Below are 15,248 nucleotides of genomic sequence, written 5' to 3'. Positions count from 1 at the left end.
CGGCATGAGCACCCACCCCGAGCACCGGGCCTCACAGGGTCCGGAGCCGCTCGATGTGAACGACCCCAAGCTGACCCGGTTCGACATCGTTCGTGAGGGCGCGCGTCGGGACGACATCGAGATCGTCCACTACGAGCCACAGGTGCTGCCGGGCACCAAGGCCGAGCGTCGGCTGACCCGGGTGGTCGCCGGTTTCTTCCTGATCACCGGCCTGGCCGCGACCGCGTTCCTGGCCATCTACATCTGGTGGCCCTGGCAGTACGAGGCGGGCCGGGGCGGCGACAAGTTCTACACCCCGCTGCTCGGCTTCACCCTCGGCGTGGCGCTGCTCGCCGTCGGCTTCGGCATCCTGACCTGGGGCAAGAAGCTGCTGCCCAAGGAGGTCTCGATCCAGGACCGGCACGAGGGCCAGGTGGACTCCGACGGCCGCACCATCACCGGCCAGACCATGCTCTACATGGCGGACGAGCTGGGCGTGAAGCGTCGTCCTCTGCTCGGCATCTCGCTGTTGGCCGGTCTCGCGCCGGTCGCCGCGGTCGCCGCGGCGCCGCTGGTCGGCGGCCTGATCTCGCAGCCGCACAAGAACAACCAGATGTTCACCACCGGGTTCGGCACGTCCGAGGGCGGCGAGCGGATCCGCCTGGTCCGCGAGGACGGCCGTCCGGTCCGCCCGGCGGACGTCAGCACCGGTGGCCAGATCACCGTCTTCCCCGGCATCGACCATGGTGTGAGCAACAAGCACGCCGACTCGCCGACGCTGCTGATCCACCTCCGCGACTCGGACGCACAGGAATCGCGCCGGGCCAACGAGAAGATCGGCCATGGCGACTACATGTGGGGCAACTACGCGGCGTTCTCCAAGATCTGCACGCACGCGGGATGCCCGGCCAGCCTGTACGAGCAGCAGACCAACCGGCTGCTCTGCCCGTGCCACCAGTCCCAGTTCCTGATCACCGACAACGCCCGGCCAGTCTTCGGCCCCGCCAGCCGGCGGCTGCCGCAGCTGCCGATCGAGGTGGACTCCGAGGGCTTCTTCGTGGCGAAGTCCGACTACACCGAGACCGTCGGGCCTGATTTCTGGGAGCGGCCATGAAGCGTCGAAAGTTTGACCTTGCGGCGACGCCGGGCAAGGCCGCGGTGGGAGTGGACGACCGCTTCCAGGTGGCCACCCCGCTGCGCAGGCTGCTGAACAAGGTCTTCCCGGACCACTGGTCCTTCCTGCTCGGCGAGATCGCGCTGTTCTCGTTCATCGTGCTGTTGCTGACCGGTGTGTTCCTCACCTTCTTCTACGAGCCGGCGATGACCGAGGTGGTCTACGACGGCAGCTTCGCACCGCTGCAGGGCACCCCGATGTCCGCCGCGTACGCCTCCAGCCTGGACATCTCGTTCGACGTCCGCGGCGGTCTGGTGATGCGGCAGATGCACCACTGGGCGGCGCTGCTGTTCATGGCCGCGATCGTCGTGCACATGCTGCGGGTCTTCTTCACCGGCGCCTTCCGCAAGCCGCGCGAGACCAACTGGATCATCGGCTCGCTGCTGTTCTGGGTCGGCTTCCTGGCCGGCTTCACCGGCTACTCGCTGCCGGACGACGGCCTGTCCGGCACCGGCCTGCGGATCGCCTCGGCGATCATGCTGTCCATCCCGGTGATCGGCTCCTGGGTCACCTCGTCGGTCTTCGCCGGCGAATTCCCTGGCACGATCATCATCAGCCGGTTCTTCATCGCCCACGTGCTGCTCATCCCGGGTCTGCTGGTCGCGCTGATCAGCGTCCACCTGGGTCTGGTCTTCAAGCAGAAGCACACGCAGTGGCCCGGCCCCGGCCGGACCAACAACAACGTGGTCGGCGAGCGGATGTTCCCGCGGTACGCGCTGAAGCAGGGCGGCTTCTTCATGGTCGTCTTCGGCGTCATCGCGCTGATGGGCGGTCTGTTCCAGATCAACCCGATCTGGTTGTTCGGCCCGTACGAGGCGTGGGTGGTCTCGGCCGCCAGCCAGCCCGACTGGTACGTCATGTTCCTCGACGGGTCGACCCGACTCATGCCGGCCTGGGAAATCAACATCCCGCTCGGCGACGGGTACGTCATCCCGCCGCTGTTCTGGCCGACTGTCGTGCTGCCCGGCATCCTGGTGGGCCTGTCGACGATGTACCCGTTCCTGGAAGCCCGGCATCTCAAGGACCGCAAGAGCCACAACCTGCTCGAGCGTCCCCGGGACGCTCCGGCCCGGACCGCCGTCGGCGCCATGGCCGTCTCGTTCTACATCGTGCTGACGCTCTCCGGCGCCAACGACGTGATCGCGGACAAGTTCCAGATCAGCCTGAACGCGATGACCTGGGCGGGCCGCATCGGCCTGCTGGTGGTCCCGCCGCTGGCGTACTACGTCACCTACCGGCTCTGCCTGGGTCTGCAGCAGCACGACCGGGAGGTGCTCGCGCACGGCGTGGAGACCGGCATCATCCGGCGCATGCCGGACGGTCGGTTCGTCGAGGTGCACCAGCCGCTCAGCGCGTCCAACGGGCACGCTGACGGTCACGGCCAGCTGGACTACGTCGGCTGGGTAGTGCCGAAGAAGATGAACCGGCTGGGGGCCCTCGGCCCGGCCATCCGGGGCTTCTTCTACCCGATCGAGAAGCCGGTCGAGGCACCGGTCTCGCCGGGGCACCCGCCGGTCGAGGCCCGACCCGAGCGCGAGGAGATCGGCAGCGGCGAAAGCCGCCGCTGACCGCCCAGTTACACGGTTACGGAGCGCCCGCCGGATTCCGGCGGGCGCTCCGTCGTATCCACACCCCCCGACCCATCCGACCAGGAGTCGGACGCCCCTGATGGGACCGGTCGACCCCGCGCGACGGGCGATCGCAGGAATAACCGCGGTGAGCCGGGTATCCGTGCGGTCCAACGTCTCAAGGGGGGGAAGCATGTTGGGTATCAAACGCCTCGGCCTGTTGGCCGCGCTGGTACTTGTCGGTGTCGCGCCGGCTGCGGCCGCGCAGGCCGCGGCACAGCCGTCAACGCAGGACACCCAGTACCTGCAGGCGGTACACCAGGTCAACCTGTTCGAGATCACCGCTGGTGACCTGGCTCAGCAGAAGGGTCAGGACCAGGGGGTCAAGGACCTGGGCGCGATGCTGAAGACCGACCACACCCAGCTGGACCAGACGGTGCAGCAGACCGCGTCGCAGCTCGGGGTGGAACTGCCGAACGAGCCCAGTGCCGATCAGCAGGCGGTCATCGACAAGCTGAACAACGCCAGCGGCACGGAGTTCGACCGGCTCTGGGTGACCAGTGAGCTGGCCGGCCACGTCCAGGCCATCCAGGCCACCCAGACGGAGATCTCGCAGGGCTCCGAGCAGTCGGTGGTCCAGTTGGCGCAGACGGCGCTTCCGACGCTGCAGACGCACTACGACGAGTTGGTGGCGCTCGCCAACAAGCTGGGCATCCCGGTTCCGCAGACCAGCGCCAGCGGTACGCCCAGCCCGGGCGGCACCGGCACTGAGTCCCCGGCTCCGGGCGGCACTGTCACCGAGTCGCCGGCTCCGGGCGGCACCGGCACCGAGTCGCCGGCTCCCGGCGGCGGCAGCACCGAGGTACCGGCTCCCAGCGAGAGCTGACGTAGCCACAGCAGACGGCCGGTCCACCCTCGTGGTGGGCCGGCCGCCCTGTGCGCGCTACGCGCCGCCGTGGGGCCCGGCGCGTGCCCCGCAACGGCGAGCGGGTCAGTCGGCGCTGGCCAGACCGATCGCGAACGCCTCCTCCAGGTCGTGCTGCGAGTACGCCCGGAAGGCGATGTGGGACTCGGTGTTGAGCACGCCCGGGACCTTGGAGATGCTGCCCGCGATGACCTGGGCGATCTGGTCGAACTCGCGGACCCGGACGATGGCGATGAGGTCGACGTGCCCGGCCACCGAGTAGACCTCGCTGACACCGGGAAGGTTGGCCAGGTTCTCCGCCACCTCGGGGATCGCATCGGTGGCGCAGTCGATCAGCACGATCGCGGTGATCACGGGGCATTTCTCCGTTCGTCGGCGTCGTCGCCCATGCTAGATGTTCCGCCCCCGGACCGGAGGCGGGAGCCGTCAGGGCTCAGCCCTGGGCGGGGCAGGGCACGGTCAGGTCGTTCCCGGCCCGGATCACGTTCCGCAGCCGCTCGTCGGCCCGTACGGTCGCGCCCGGCCACACCACGGTGCGGAACACGTCACCGTCCACCCGCGCGCCCGCGCCGACGACCGACTCCACACAGTGGCCGGTCACCGTCGCGGACTCCTCGACGAGAACGCCGCCGGCCGCGGCGTGCAGGTTGGCCGACAGGTAGTCGGCCGGGGTGCCGGTGTCGAAGAAGGTGCCCGGGTACGGCACCACCGTCAGAGCGCTCGCGGCCTCGGCCGGACGCCACACGGCGCGAACCAGGTCCGAGAAGACGACAGGCAGGTCCCGGACCAGCCGCCAGGGCAGCAGCGAGAACCCGGTGAAGCAGTGCCCGGCGAAGGTGCCCGGCGCCGCCGGGTCCGCGGCGGGCTGGCCGAGCAGGCGTACGGTGTGCCCGTCCCAGCCGTCGAGCAGGGCGGCCACGTCCGGGCCCGGGGGAGCAGCCGGGTCGGCGAGGTACGCGTCGGCGTTGCCGACCAGCACCGGCCGCCCGTCGATCCAGTCCCGCAGGTTGGCCACCCCGCCCGCGGTGCCCAGCGGGTCGCCCGGCTCCACCGACAGGTGTGCGCGGTCGCCGACGTGCGCCACCACCTGATCGCCGAGGTAGCAGGCGTTCACCGCCACCCGATCGGGACCGGTCAGGCCCAGGCCGGCCAGCCGCGCCAACGCCCGATCCAGCAGGGCGACGTTGCCTACCGGGCAGAGCGCCTTGGGCAGCCGTTCGGTGAGCGGGCGAAGCCGCGTGCCCTCGCCGGCGGCCAGCACCACCGCGCACAGCTCCGCCGGCACCCCGGCCGCCCCGGTCACGGGGTGTCGTCGGGCACCGGCGGCGGGAACTGCCCGGCCAACGGCCCAATGTCGTAGTAGGCGAGCAGCCGGGCCGTCGGCCAGGTCAGCTTGGGCAGGTCGTCCAGGGGGTGCCAGGCGGCCTCGAACACCTCCCCGCCGTCGACGGTCAGCTCGGTGCTGGACGCCGGAACCTCGGCCTCGAAGACCATGTCCACCCAGCCCTTGGCGTGCACGATCGCGTTCGGCACCGCCGGGCGCAGCCGCGACGGTGGGAGCCGGACGCCGGACTCCTCGAACAGCTCACGGGCCGCGCCCACCACCGGGGCCTCACCCCGATTGAGCAGGCCGGCGGGGAGTGACCAACCCTTGCCGGGCGGCTGGCGCAGCATCAGCAACCGACCCGCGCCCGTCGCCTCGGTGTCCCGGACCAGGGTCACCGCGCCAACGATGTACTTGGGCACGGCCAGCCGGACCAGCTGCCGACGCACCGGCAGCGGCAGCCGGTAGAAGGCCTGGTAGAAGAGGGCCCGACCGGTGGCGCGGGAGCGGGGGATCATGACTCCAGGCTAGTGGTCACGAATGTCCTTCGGTCGCGCTGGGGCCTGGCGGGTCACTGTCGATGGTCGACCAGGTCGATGAGCTGGCGGACCACGGTGTCCGGTTCGATCACCCGGTCGAAGACCGCTACCAACAGGGTCTCCAGGTCGGGGTAGCCCAACTCCTCCGAAAGGCGCAGCAGTGGCAGGTCACTGGCGAGGCCCCGGTTGTGCTGGCGCAGGGCGAGCCCGATGGTGGCCCGACCGAGGCGTACCTTGTCGCTGATCGTGATGCCGGGCTCGGTGTGCTCGGCGAACCACCTGTTGATCTGCATCTGCGCGTGCGGCGACTTGACGAAGGTCAGCCACTCCCGCCGGGGGCCGCGCGGCGCCACACCGGCCTCGAAGCCGTTGTCGCCGTCGTTCTCGGTGAAGATCTCCACCACGTCGCCCTCGTCCAGCTCCGAACTGAGCGGGGCCAGCCGACCGTTGATGCGTGCGGCGAGGCAGTGGTCGCCCCGGTCGTTGCCCAGCTCGTACGCGAGATCGACAGGCGTGGCACCGGCCGGCAGCACGACCTGCCGTCCGTCGGCGAACACCTGGATCTGCCCCTCGGCCAGGTCGCAGCGCAGCGACTCGTAGAACTGTGCCGGATCGGCGGCGTCCGGCTCCCAGTCGAGCACCCGGCGCAGCCAGTCCAACTGTTCGGCACGGGCCGCGGCGGTGCTGCCGGAGCGGGGGAACCGGAAGTCGGCAGCGATGCCGTACTCGGCCGAACGGTGCATCTCCTCGGTGCGGATCAGCACCTCCACCGTGCGGTCCTGAGGGCCGCAGACGCTGGTGTGCAGCGAACGGTAGAGGTTGTTCTTCGGTGAGGCGATGAAGTCCTTGAAACGGCCGGGCACCGGTCGCCAGGTGCCGTGGATCGCGCCCAGCGCCGCGTAACAGTCGGTGGCCGGGCCGTCGACCACCACCACGATGCGGGGCAGGTCGTACGGGGCGGTGTGGCCGCCGGCGATGGTGTCCTTCCAGATCGAGTAGAGGTGCCGGGGACGGGGGCTGACCTCGGCGTCGACCCGGCTGCGGCGCAGCGCCACCCGGGTCCGGGTGACGACCGAGTCGAGGTAGGAATCCCAGCCCGGCCGATCGTGCACGTGCCGGGCCAGCCGGGCGTGCTCGTCGGGCTCGAGGTGCAGCAGCACCACGTCGTCCAGCTCGCGTTTGAGCGTCTGGATGCCCAGCCGATCACAGAGCGGGACCAGTACCTCCTGGGTCTTGCGGGCGATCCGTTCCCGCGACGACGCGGAGCGCACTCCGAGCGTCCGCATGTTGTGCAGCCGGTCGGCCAGCTTGATGATCAGCACCCGGACGTCCTTGGCGGCCGCGACGATCATCTTGCGGACCGTCTCCGCCTCGGCGGCCTTGCCGTAGAACGCCTTGTCGAACTTGGTCACCCCGTCGACCAGGTGGGCCACCTCGCCGCCGAAGTCCTCGGAGAGCGCCTGGAGGGTGTAGCGAGTGTCCTCCACGGTGTCGTGCAGCAGCGCCGCGACCAGGGTGGTGGTGTCCATCCCCAGCTCGGCGCAGATCTGCGCCACCGCGAGGGGATGGGTGATGTACGGTTCCCCGCTCTTGCGGAACTGCCCGCGGTGCATGTTTTCCGCGATCGTGTAGGCACGGCGCAACACCGCGGGGTCGGTGCCGGCGTGGATGCCCCGGTGGGTGCGGACCAGTTGGGTGACCGGGTCCGAGTCGGTGGTCGGCCAGCTGAGCAGCGACCGCAGCCGGCGGGCGAGCGGCAGCTCACCCGGCTGTGTCGGCAGGGCGCCCCCCAGGGCGGCGCCGTGTCCGGCGTCGACGTCCACGAGGGACACCTCCTCACCCCGGCTCCGCACCGCCGGGACCCGGCGGGGGAGCAGGCCCACGAATCGGGCAGGACTGCACTTCTCTAACAGCCTAAGCGAGTCGACGTAGTCCGATCGGTCAGTTGGTCATGAGCGTTCGGTCGAGAGTTGGTGGGACGCGCCGCTCTCGGCCTTCGCCAGCAGGTCACGGAAGCGGCCCGCGCCACTCGCCGGAGAGGACCAACCGGAGGACATCTCGACGAGTCGGGTCTCCGGTCGCTCCAACCAGGACAGGATCCGCTCGGACTCCTCGGCGGTGGCGGCCGGCACCGGACCGTGCCCACCCGACACCGTCTCGGCGGTGGCCCGGATCGTGGTCAACGTGGGACGGGGGTGCACGCCCGGCGGGGACACCCCCGCGCCGGCCAGTCTGCCGTGCCGGACCAGCGCCAACTCCCAGCCGCCCCGGGCGGCCGGCCGGGCCGCGGCCAACTCGACGATCCCGGTCAGCGCGGCCAGCCGCTGCATCCGCACTGTGGCCCGCAGCACGGCGGCCAGCCGGAACCGCACCACGGCGGCCTCCTCGTAGCGCTGGTCGCGGGAGAGCACGTCGATCCGTGCGAGCAGCGCGTCCACCACCGGCTGCGGATCGCTGGCCGTCGCGGTGCGGAAGGGCGCGGCGGCCCTGTCGTCGTACTCCTCGGGCGTGATCTTGTGTTCGCAGGGCGCCGGGCAGCGACCCAGCTCGGCCAGCGCGCAGGCTGGCGTGACGGTGCGTAGGGAGAGCCGGTGCGTGCACTGGCGCAGCGGCACCGCGTCGTGGAAACCGGCGGCGGCCAGCTCGGCGGCCCGCCGGGAAGTGAACGGCCCGAGGTACGCGGTGTCGGTGGGGGAGAGGTCGCGGACGATCGACAGCCGAGGGTACGGACCGTCGGTCAGCTTGAGCCAGACCATTCGTTCCGGGTATTTGGAGCGGCGGTTGTACGGCGGGGCGTGCGCGGCGATCAACCGCAGCTCACGGACCTCAGCCTCCAACGAGTGGGCGCACTCCACCGCCTCCACCCGCTCGGCCGCGCCCAGCATCTCGGAGATCCGGGCGCGCTTCTCGCCGGCGGTGAAGTAGCTGCGCACCCGGGTGGCGATGTCGACCGAGGTGCCCACGTAGAGCGGCCGGTCGTCGGCGGCCCGGAAGATGTAGACGCCGGGGACCTTGGGCAGCCCTTCGGCCAGGTGCCGTTTGCGGCGCTGGGTCGGGGAGACAGCGCGGGCGAACTCGATGGCGTCGCCGACAGTGTCCACCCGGTGCCCGCCGAGCCGACCGATCAGCCCGTGCAGCACGTCGACAGTGGCCTTCGCGTCGTCCAACGCCCGGTGGGTGGGCTGGGTGGCGGTGCGGAAGTAGGCGGCCAGGGTGCCAAGCTTGCGGTTGGGCACCTCGTCGCGGGTCAGCACCCGGCGGGCGAGTGCCGCCGTGTCCAGGACCCGGGGGTTGGGCCAGCGGTAGCCGTGCTTGGCGCAGGCGGCCTTGAGGAAGCCCACGTCGTACGGGGCGTTGTGAGCCACCAGCACCGCGTCGTCGATGAACTCCAGGAAGCTCGGCAGCACCTGCTCGATCGGTGGCGCCGGCACCAGCATGGCCTGGGTGATGCCGGTCAGCACCGTGATGAACGGCGGAATCGGCTGGCCCGGGTTGACCAGGGTCGCCAGCACCCCCAACTGCTCGCCACCGCGCACCTTGACCGCGCCGATCTCGGTGATGCCGCCGCCGTCCGGCGCGCCGCCGGTGGTCTCCAGGTCGACCACCACGAACGTCGTCGCGTAGAGCGGCAGCGCCGGGTCCACCCCGCCCACCGCCGGGTCGAGACCGGCCAGTGACTCCTGGACGTACTCCGCCTGTGCCATCGGCGGCACGCTAGCGCCCCGGTCCGACACTCCCGTCGCAGCCGTCCCATCCGTCACCATGGGGCTAGGATGAGAGATCGGCTCACTCACCGGGCGGTGGGCCCGGTCGCGGTGGGAGACTTGCCACATGCCCCTCACCGAGCCGTACGACGACCACCTCCCGCAGGAGGATCCGGTCGCGCTCGACGGGGCCCTGGGCAACCCGGACGACAACGTAGTCACCGACACATCTGGCGCATCAGGCCCGACGACGACTGGTGACGGCCCCGCCGCCGAGCCGGAGCCGACCCTGCCCGAGCCGGTCCGGCAGCGGATCGTGACGCTGACCGCCGCGGTGCTGCCCACCCTTCCCACCGACGAGGTCCCGGTGCCGTTGCGCCGGGTGGCCAAGTTCGCCCCCAACCGACGCGCCCGACTCGGCGCGCCGGTCATCGCCGCCCAGCTGACCGCCGACCCGCTGTTCCGGCAGCGGGTCACCGCACGGGTCCTGGCCGACGCCGGCGACCTCGGCGCGGCAGTGGTCGAGGGCACCGCACCGGCCGCCGCCGACCCGGTCGAGGTGGCCGCGCTGGCCTACCTGGCCCGGCCCCGTGGCTGGCGGGAGCTGATCGACGCCAGCGGCGCGGCAGTGCGCGCCGAGGCGGACAGCGCGGTCGTCGCCGAGTTGGTCCGCGAGGCCGAGCAGCGGGCCACCCGGGCCGAGCACGACCGCGCGGTGGCCCGGGTCGAGGCCGAGAAGCTCCGCGACGAGTTGGCCCGCGTCCGCGAGGAGCTGGGTCAGCTCCGCGAGGAGTCCCGACAGGTGGCCCGCACCCTGCGGGAGACCCAGGCCCGCGAGCGGAAGGCCACCGAACTGCTGGCCACCGAGCGAGGCCGGGCCGCCCGCGCCAGCGCCGACGTGGACGCCGAACTCCGCCGCGCCCGGGCCCGGCTGGCCGAGGCCGAGGCCGCCGCCGGGGTGGCCCGGGCCAGCGCCAAGGAGGCCCGCTCGGTCGACGACGCCCGGCTCTGGCTGCTCCTGGAGACCATCGGCCAGGCCGCCGTCGGGCTGCGCCGGGAGCTGGCGCTCGACCCGGTGGACAAACTCCCCGCCGACTTCGTCGCCGACGCGTTCGCCGAGCAGCCGGGCACCGCCCCGGCCGGCCCCGCCGCCCGCGCCCGCGACACCGACGACCCGGCCCGGCTCGACCAGTTGCTCGCCCTGCCCCGGGCGCACCTGGTGGTGGACGGCTACAACGTCACCAAGCGTGGCTTCGGCGAGATGTCCCTGGAGCAGCAGCGCAAGCGCCTGATCACCGGGCTGGGCGGGATCGCCGCGCAGACCGGCGACGAGGTCACTGTGGTCTTCGACGGCGCCGAGCGGATGCACGGGCTGCCGCCCGCGCCGCGCGGCGTACGGGTGCTCTTCTCCCGCAAGGGTGAGACCGCCGACGAGCTGATCCGGCGACTGGTCCGTGCCGAGCCGGCGGGCCGGCCGGTGGTAGTGGTCTCGTCGGACCGCGAGGTCGCCGACGGGGTACGCCGGCACGGCGCCTACCCGCTGGGCGCGGACTCGCTGCTACGGCGGCTCGCCCGCTCCTGACCGCAGCGGGCCGACCCGTCGACGGGCCGGGTCCCGGCGAGGGTTGGTGAGCCCGGCCGGCGCGCCCCACGTCGCGCTGTGCCTCAACCTGTCCCACCCCGGCGCTAGCATCGCCGCGACCGCCGAGGGATGGGAGTCGCCATGGCACAGGACGACGTCAAGGACTTCGTCGACCGGGACCTGCGAGGTGCCCGGTTCAACAGGTCGACGCTGGCCGGTGCGGTGATGCGCGGCGTCGATGTGGATGCTCTGGACATCGACGCGCCGTGGCTGGCCGAGGGCACGTTCCTGATCAACGGCGTCGATGTCGTGCCGCTGGTCGAGGCCGAACTCAACAGGCGGTTTCCCGGTCGCGACCTCCGGCACGCCGACAATCCGGACGACCTCCGGGTGGCGTGGGCGGCACTCGAACGGGCCTGGGCGGCGGCGGTCGACCGGGCCGTGTCCATGCCCGAGGGTGCTGTCGACGTCTCGATCGACGGGGAGTGGTCGTTCGCGCAGACACTGCGCCACCTCGCGTTCGCCGCCGACACCTGGTTGGGCAAGTCGATCCTGCGCCTGCCGCAGCCCTTCCACCCGCTCGGGCAACCCCATGCCGAGTACGAGACGGAGGGCTTCGACGTGTCGATCTTCGCCGTCGAGCAGCCGACGTTCGCCGCGACCCTCGAGCTGCGGGCCGAGCGGCAGGCGATGGTGCGCGACTTTCTCGTGGCCGTCACACCGGAGCTGCTCGCCGAGACTCGGCCGGCCGCCTGGTGGCCCGAGAAGCAGGTGTCGGTCCTGCACTGCCTTCACGTCATCGTCGGCGAGGAGTGGCAGCACCTCCGCTTCGCCCTGCGTGACCTCGACGCGCAGGGCTGAGACCTCGCCCCAACGGCCGCTCGCCCCAACGGCCGCTCGGCGGCTCTGCGCCTCGGCGGCTCCGGTGCGCCGACGCTCCGGCGTTCGACCGCTCGGCATGGCCGGCGCTCGGGGCGGCCGCCGGTCAGGTGGTCGGCAGTCGCCGGGCCAGCTCACGACGCAGTGTGTCGGGGCCCGGCGTCATCCAGTTGAGCCGGACGACCAGCTCGTAGGGGCCGCGTCCGGGCGTCGACCACTGCCCGGGTCGCATGGGGGGCCGGGTCTGCTCCGGGTCGCGTGGCGTGACCACCAGCCGCGGATCCAGGCGGCCTCGGACCTGGGCGCTGGTCATGTTGACCCAGTCGATGCTGAGCCCGGTGCCGTTCGGTCCGGTCAGGTGCAGCGTCTCGTCGGTCAGCCGCAGCGGCAGACGAGGCTGCCGGCGCAGTTGCCAGTTGAGGACGAGCGCGACGACGGCGCCGATCCAGCCGAACCGCAGCGGTGCCTGCCACCAGGGCTCGTCGAACAGCGCCGCGTAGGCGGCCAGCAGAGCCGCGGCGCCCAGCACAGCGACGACCTTGGCGCGGCGGTGTCGGCGAGGGGAGTACCGGAAGTCCACGACGGACGAAGCATCGAGGTCGGCCACCGTCGCCCAGTGCCCGGGTGGCCGGTCGGCCAAACGACGCCCCTCCGTCGGTTGATCGGCATGAGTTCGTCGGGTTCCTCGGTGTCGGGGTTCCGGCCGGGTGGGATACCCCGATATCGCTGATCTGGAGTGGATCTAGCCCTGAAACGGGCGGTCGGACGGGGTTCCTGTCGTACCCGGTGGTTAGTGTCGATGTCACCGACGGTGCTCGGTCGGCGACGAAAGGGCGTCGACCGAGTGCCGAGAGCCGATCAGGAGGCACGATGCTCATCGACTGCGACGGGTGCGCGAAGCGGGCCGACGGCTGTTCCGGCTGCCCGCTGACCGCCCTGTTCGACGAGACGTCCCCGGCGGCCGGGTTGGTCGCCGCCGAGGTCGAAGCCATCGAGGTGTTTGCCCGGGCTGGCTTCGACGTGGAGGTGCTGGCCGCGCCCGCGCGCCCGGAGGCAGCTCGCCGTCGTGCCACCCGCCGCGTCGCCTGAGCGCGGCACCGCGCCCGGAAGCGGGCTTCTCGCGGGCCATAGGATGAGCGGTCACGGCAGGAGGAGCGGCGCGATGAACGGGGAACAACGGGCGGTGACGCGGTGACCCCGCGCGGCTGGGCGCTGCTGACCCTGGCCGGGCTCACCCTCGCGCTGGTCGTGCTGGCCGCGCTGCTCATCCCGTGGCACCGCCCGCCGGCACCCCGGGCCGACCAACTCGCCGCGCTACGCGACCTTCCGGCCGAGCAGGTGGCCAGGGGGCGGGAGTTCCGGGCCGCGCTGCGTCCCGGTGGCTATGCCGCACTCGCCGTCGGGCTGCTGATCGCCCTCGCGCTCGGGTTGACCCCGCTGGGCAGTCGCCTGGTCGAGCTGGTGGGCCGGCCGTTCGGTGGGCACTGGGCAGCACAGGCTGTGCTCGGCGGGCTGGCGGTGGTGCTCGTCGCCGACCTGGTGACGCTCCCGTTCGCCGCCTGGCGGCAGAGCGTGCTCACCCGCTACGGCTTGAGCACCAACGGCTGGAGCGGCTGGGCGGTCGACCTGCTCAAGTCGTACGCCGTCAGCGCGGTGATCGGCGCGGTGGCGCTGTTCGGCTTCTACGCGGTCATCCGGCTCGCGCCGCGCTGGTGGTGGGCGTTCGGTGCGGCCGGCGCGGCGGTGCTGGTGGTGCTGCTGTCGTTCGTGCTGCCGGTGCTGGTGGAGCCGGTGTTCAACCGGTTCACCCCGATGGAGCAGGGCCCGTTGCGCACCGAGCTGATGAGCATGGCCGCCCGCGACGGGGTGCCGGTGCGTGACGTGCTGGTCGCCGATGCCTCCCGGCGCACCAGGGCGGTCAACGCGTACGTCTCCGGTCTCGGGCCGACCCGACGGGTGGTCGTCTACGACACCCTGCTGCGGGAGGCGACCCCGGCCGAGGTGACCGCCGTCGTGGCGCACGAGTTGGGGCACGCGAAGGGCTCCGACGTGGCGGCCGGCACGCTGACCGGGGCGCTGGGCGCCGCGGCCGCCGTGGTGGCGCTCTACCTGCTCGGCTCGTGGGGGCCACTGCTGCGGCTGGCCGGTGTCGACTCGGTGGCCCAACCGCGTGCGTTCCCACTGCTGGTCGCCCTGGTCACGGTGGCCGGGCTGGTTGCCGCTCCGGTGCAGGCGCTGATGTCCCGACGGGTGGAGGCGCGGGCCGACGCGCACGCGCTCGCGCTCACCAACGACCCGGAGTCCTTCGAGTCGATGCAGCGCCGGCTCGGCTCGGTCAACCTCGGCGACCCCGACCCGCCCCGCTGGGAATACCTCTATTCGGCCTCACATCCGTCGACAGTGGAGCGGATGGCCGCCGCCCGCGCGTACGCCCGGGAGGCCGGCCGATGAACCGCACCCTGCTGATCACCAATGACTTTCCGCCCCGCCCGGGTGGGATCCAGTCGTTCGTGCACAACCTCGCGGTCCGTCAACCGGCCGGCTCGGTGGTCGTCTACGCGTCGAGCTGGCGCGGGGCCGCGAAGTTCGACGCCGACCAGCCGTTCGAGGTGATCCGGGAGCGTACCCGGGTGTTGTTGCCGACCCCGTTGATCGCCCGCAGGGCGGCCCGGTTGGCTCGCTCGTACGACTGCGACACCGTGTGGTTCGGCGCGGCGGCCCCGTTGGGCCTGCTCGCGGCCGGCCTGCGGCGTCGGGCCGGCATCCGCCGGGTGGTGGCGCAGACCCACGGGCACGAGGTCGGTTGGGCGGCGGTGCCGGCCGCCCGGCCGGCGCTGCGGCGCATCGGTCGGGGTGTGGACGTGACCACCTATCTCGGCGAGTACACCCGCAGCCGGTTGGCCCGGGTGCTGGACGGGGTGACCGAGCTGCGCCGCCTCGCGCCCGGGGTCGACGTGGACACCTACCACCCGAGCGTGGACGGTGAACAGGTCCGGGCCCGGCTGGGGTTGACCGACCGGCCGGTGGTCGTCTGTGTGTCCCGGCTGGTGCCGCGCAAGGGTCAGGACACCCTGATCCGGGCCCTGCCGGAGATCCGCCGCCAGGTGCCCGACGCGGCGCTGCTGATCGTCGGTGGCGGGCCGTACCGGGCGACCCTGGAGAAGCTGGCCCGCCAGACCGGTGTGGAACGAGATGTGGTGTTCACCGGCACCGTGCCGTCGGTGGAGTTGCCGGCGCACTACGCGGCCGGTGACGTCTACGCGATGCCGTGCCGCACCCGCAACCGCGGCCTCGACGTCGAAGGGCTGGGCATCGTCTACCTGGAGGCATCCGCGACCGGCCTGCCGGTGGTGGCCGGTGATTCCGGCGGCGCGCCGGACGCGGTCCGGGAGGGGGAGACCGGCTACGTCGTCCGCGGTCGGGACGTCGCCCAGCTTGCCGACCGGGTCGCCCGGCTGCTCGCCGACCGGGACCTGGCCCGTCAGCTGGGCGCGGCTGGCCGGGCGTGGGTGGAACGGGAGTGGCGCTGGGAGGCGCAGGCGGAACGCATGGCGGCACTGCTCGCCGGCTGATC

14 protein-coding genes are annotated in these 15,248 nt (G+C 72.0%); 8 read left to right on the top strand and 6 right to left on the bottom strand.

Translation table 11 applies throughout. The features are described 5' to 3' along the window. Positions 1-4 precede the first annotated feature (4 nt). The 3 genes from qcrA to OHB44_RS25445 all read left to right on the top strand — a co-directional run bounded on the left by qcrA (position 5) and on the right by OHB44_RS25445 (position 3,607). A complete protein-coding gene (gene qcrA / locus OHB44_RS25455) occupies positions 5-1,093 on the top strand; it encodes a cytochrome bc1 complex Rieske iron-sulfur subunit (protein ID WP_238682816.1) in 1,089 nt (362 codons plus the stop codon). Further along, the gene (gene qcrB / locus OHB44_RS25450; RefSeq protein WP_238682817.1) at positions 1,090-2,721 is read left to right on the top strand and encodes a cytochrome bc1 complex cytochrome b subunit; all 1,632 of its coding nucleotides are present in this window, start codon (positions 1,090-1,092) and stop codon (positions 2,719-2,721) included. The genes qcrA and qcrB overlap by 4 nt, the downstream gene beginning before the upstream one ends. A gap of 193 nt (positions 2,722-2,914) precedes the next feature. Next, entirely contained in the window at positions 2,915-3,607 is a 693-nt protein-coding gene (locus OHB44_RS25445) for a DUF4142 domain-containing protein (RefSeq protein WP_330438459.1), read from the top strand. 105 nt (positions 3,608-3,712) lie between these two features. Here OHB44_RS25445 and OHB44_RS25440 read toward each other — a convergent pair whose 3' ends face one another. The 5 genes from OHB44_RS25440 to OHB44_RS25420 form a co-directional block, all read right to left on the bottom strand. Next, positions 3,713-4,000, bottom strand: coding sequence for an Lrp/AsnC family transcriptional regulator (locus OHB44_RS25440; RefSeq protein WP_074313163.1), 288 nt, complete (start codon positions 3,998-4,000; stop codon positions 3,713-3,715). Positions 4,001-4,079: 79 nt separating this feature from the next. After that, the gene (locus tag OHB44_RS25435) at positions 4,080-4,949 is read right to left on the bottom strand and encodes a nucleotidyltransferase family protein (RefSeq protein WP_330438458.1); all 870 of its coding nucleotides are present in this window, start codon (positions 4,947-4,949) and stop codon (positions 4,080-4,082) included. Further along, entirely contained in the window at positions 4,946-5,488 is a 543-nt protein-coding gene (locus OHB44_RS25430) for an NUDIX hydrolase (RefSeq protein ID WP_238682819.1), read from the bottom strand. Before OHB44_RS25430 ends, OHB44_RS25435 begins: the two co-directional genes overlap by 4 nt. 53 nt (positions 5,489-5,541) lie before the next feature. Continuing rightward, positions 5,542-7,332 carry a RelA/SpoT family protein gene (locus OHB44_RS25425; protein ID WP_238682873.1) on the bottom strand — a complete coding sequence of 597 codons (1,791 nt, stop codon included), beginning with the start codon at positions 7,330-7,332 and terminating at the stop codon, positions 5,542-5,544. Positions 7,333-7,458: 126 nt separating this feature from the next. Then, positions 7,459-9,213 carry a DEDD exonuclease domain-containing protein gene (locus OHB44_RS25420; RefSeq protein ID WP_238682820.1) on the bottom strand — a complete coding sequence of 585 codons (1,755 nt, stop codon included), beginning with the start codon at positions 9,211-9,213 and terminating at the stop codon, positions 7,459-7,461. 127 nt (positions 9,214-9,340) lie between these two features. Between OHB44_RS25420 and OHB44_RS25415 the strand changes: the two genes are divergently transcribed. Then, the gene (locus OHB44_RS25415; protein ID WP_238682821.1) at positions 9,341-10,795 is read left to right on the top strand and encodes an NYN domain-containing protein; all 1,455 of its coding nucleotides are present in this window, start codon (positions 9,341-9,343) and stop codon (positions 10,793-10,795) included. 141 nt (positions 10,796-10,936) lie between these two features. After that, complete coding sequence (locus OHB44_RS25410) at positions 10,937-11,656, top strand: DinB family protein (RefSeq protein WP_238682822.1); 720 nt, start codon at positions 10,937-10,939, stop codon at positions 11,654-11,656. A 124-nt stretch (positions 11,657-11,780) separates the two neighbouring features. Here the strand turns inward: OHB44_RS25410 and OHB44_RS25405 are convergent, their stop codons facing one another. Next, positions 11,781-12,314 carry a hypothetical protein gene (locus tag OHB44_RS25405; protein ID WP_238682823.1) on the bottom strand — a complete coding sequence of 178 codons (534 nt, stop codon included), beginning with the start codon at positions 12,312-12,314 and terminating at the stop codon, positions 11,781-11,783. 230 nt (positions 12,315-12,544) lie between these two features. Between OHB44_RS25405 and OHB44_RS25400 the strand changes: the two genes are divergently transcribed. The 3 genes from OHB44_RS25400 (at position 12,545) to OHB44_RS25390 (ending at position 15,246) form a co-directional block, all read left to right on the top strand. Next, positions 12,545-12,763, top strand: coding sequence for a hypothetical protein (locus OHB44_RS25400; protein ID WP_196918964.1), 219 nt, complete (start codon positions 12,545-12,547; stop codon positions 12,761-12,763). Positions 12,764-12,865: 102 nt separating this feature from the next. After that, complete coding sequence (locus OHB44_RS25395; protein WP_238682824.1) at positions 12,866-14,125, top strand: M48 family metalloprotease; 1,260 nt, start codon at positions 12,866-12,868, stop codon at positions 14,123-14,125. After that, complete coding sequence (locus OHB44_RS25390; protein WP_238682825.1) at positions 14,122-15,246, top strand: glycosyltransferase family 4 protein; 1,125 nt, start codon at positions 14,122-14,124, stop codon at positions 15,244-15,246. The genes OHB44_RS25395 and OHB44_RS25390 overlap by 4 nt, the downstream gene beginning before the upstream one ends. Positions 15,247-15,248: the final 2 nt, after the last annotated feature.

Source organism: Micromonospora sp. NBC_00821 (assembly GCF_036347035.1).
Classification (GTDB): Bacteria; Actinomycetota; Actinomycetes; order Mycobacteriales; family Micromonosporaceae; genus Micromonospora; species Micromonospora hortensis.
The sequence above is the reverse complement of the archived record's forward strand: the minus strand, read 5'-3'. Positions and strand labels throughout refer to the sequence as shown.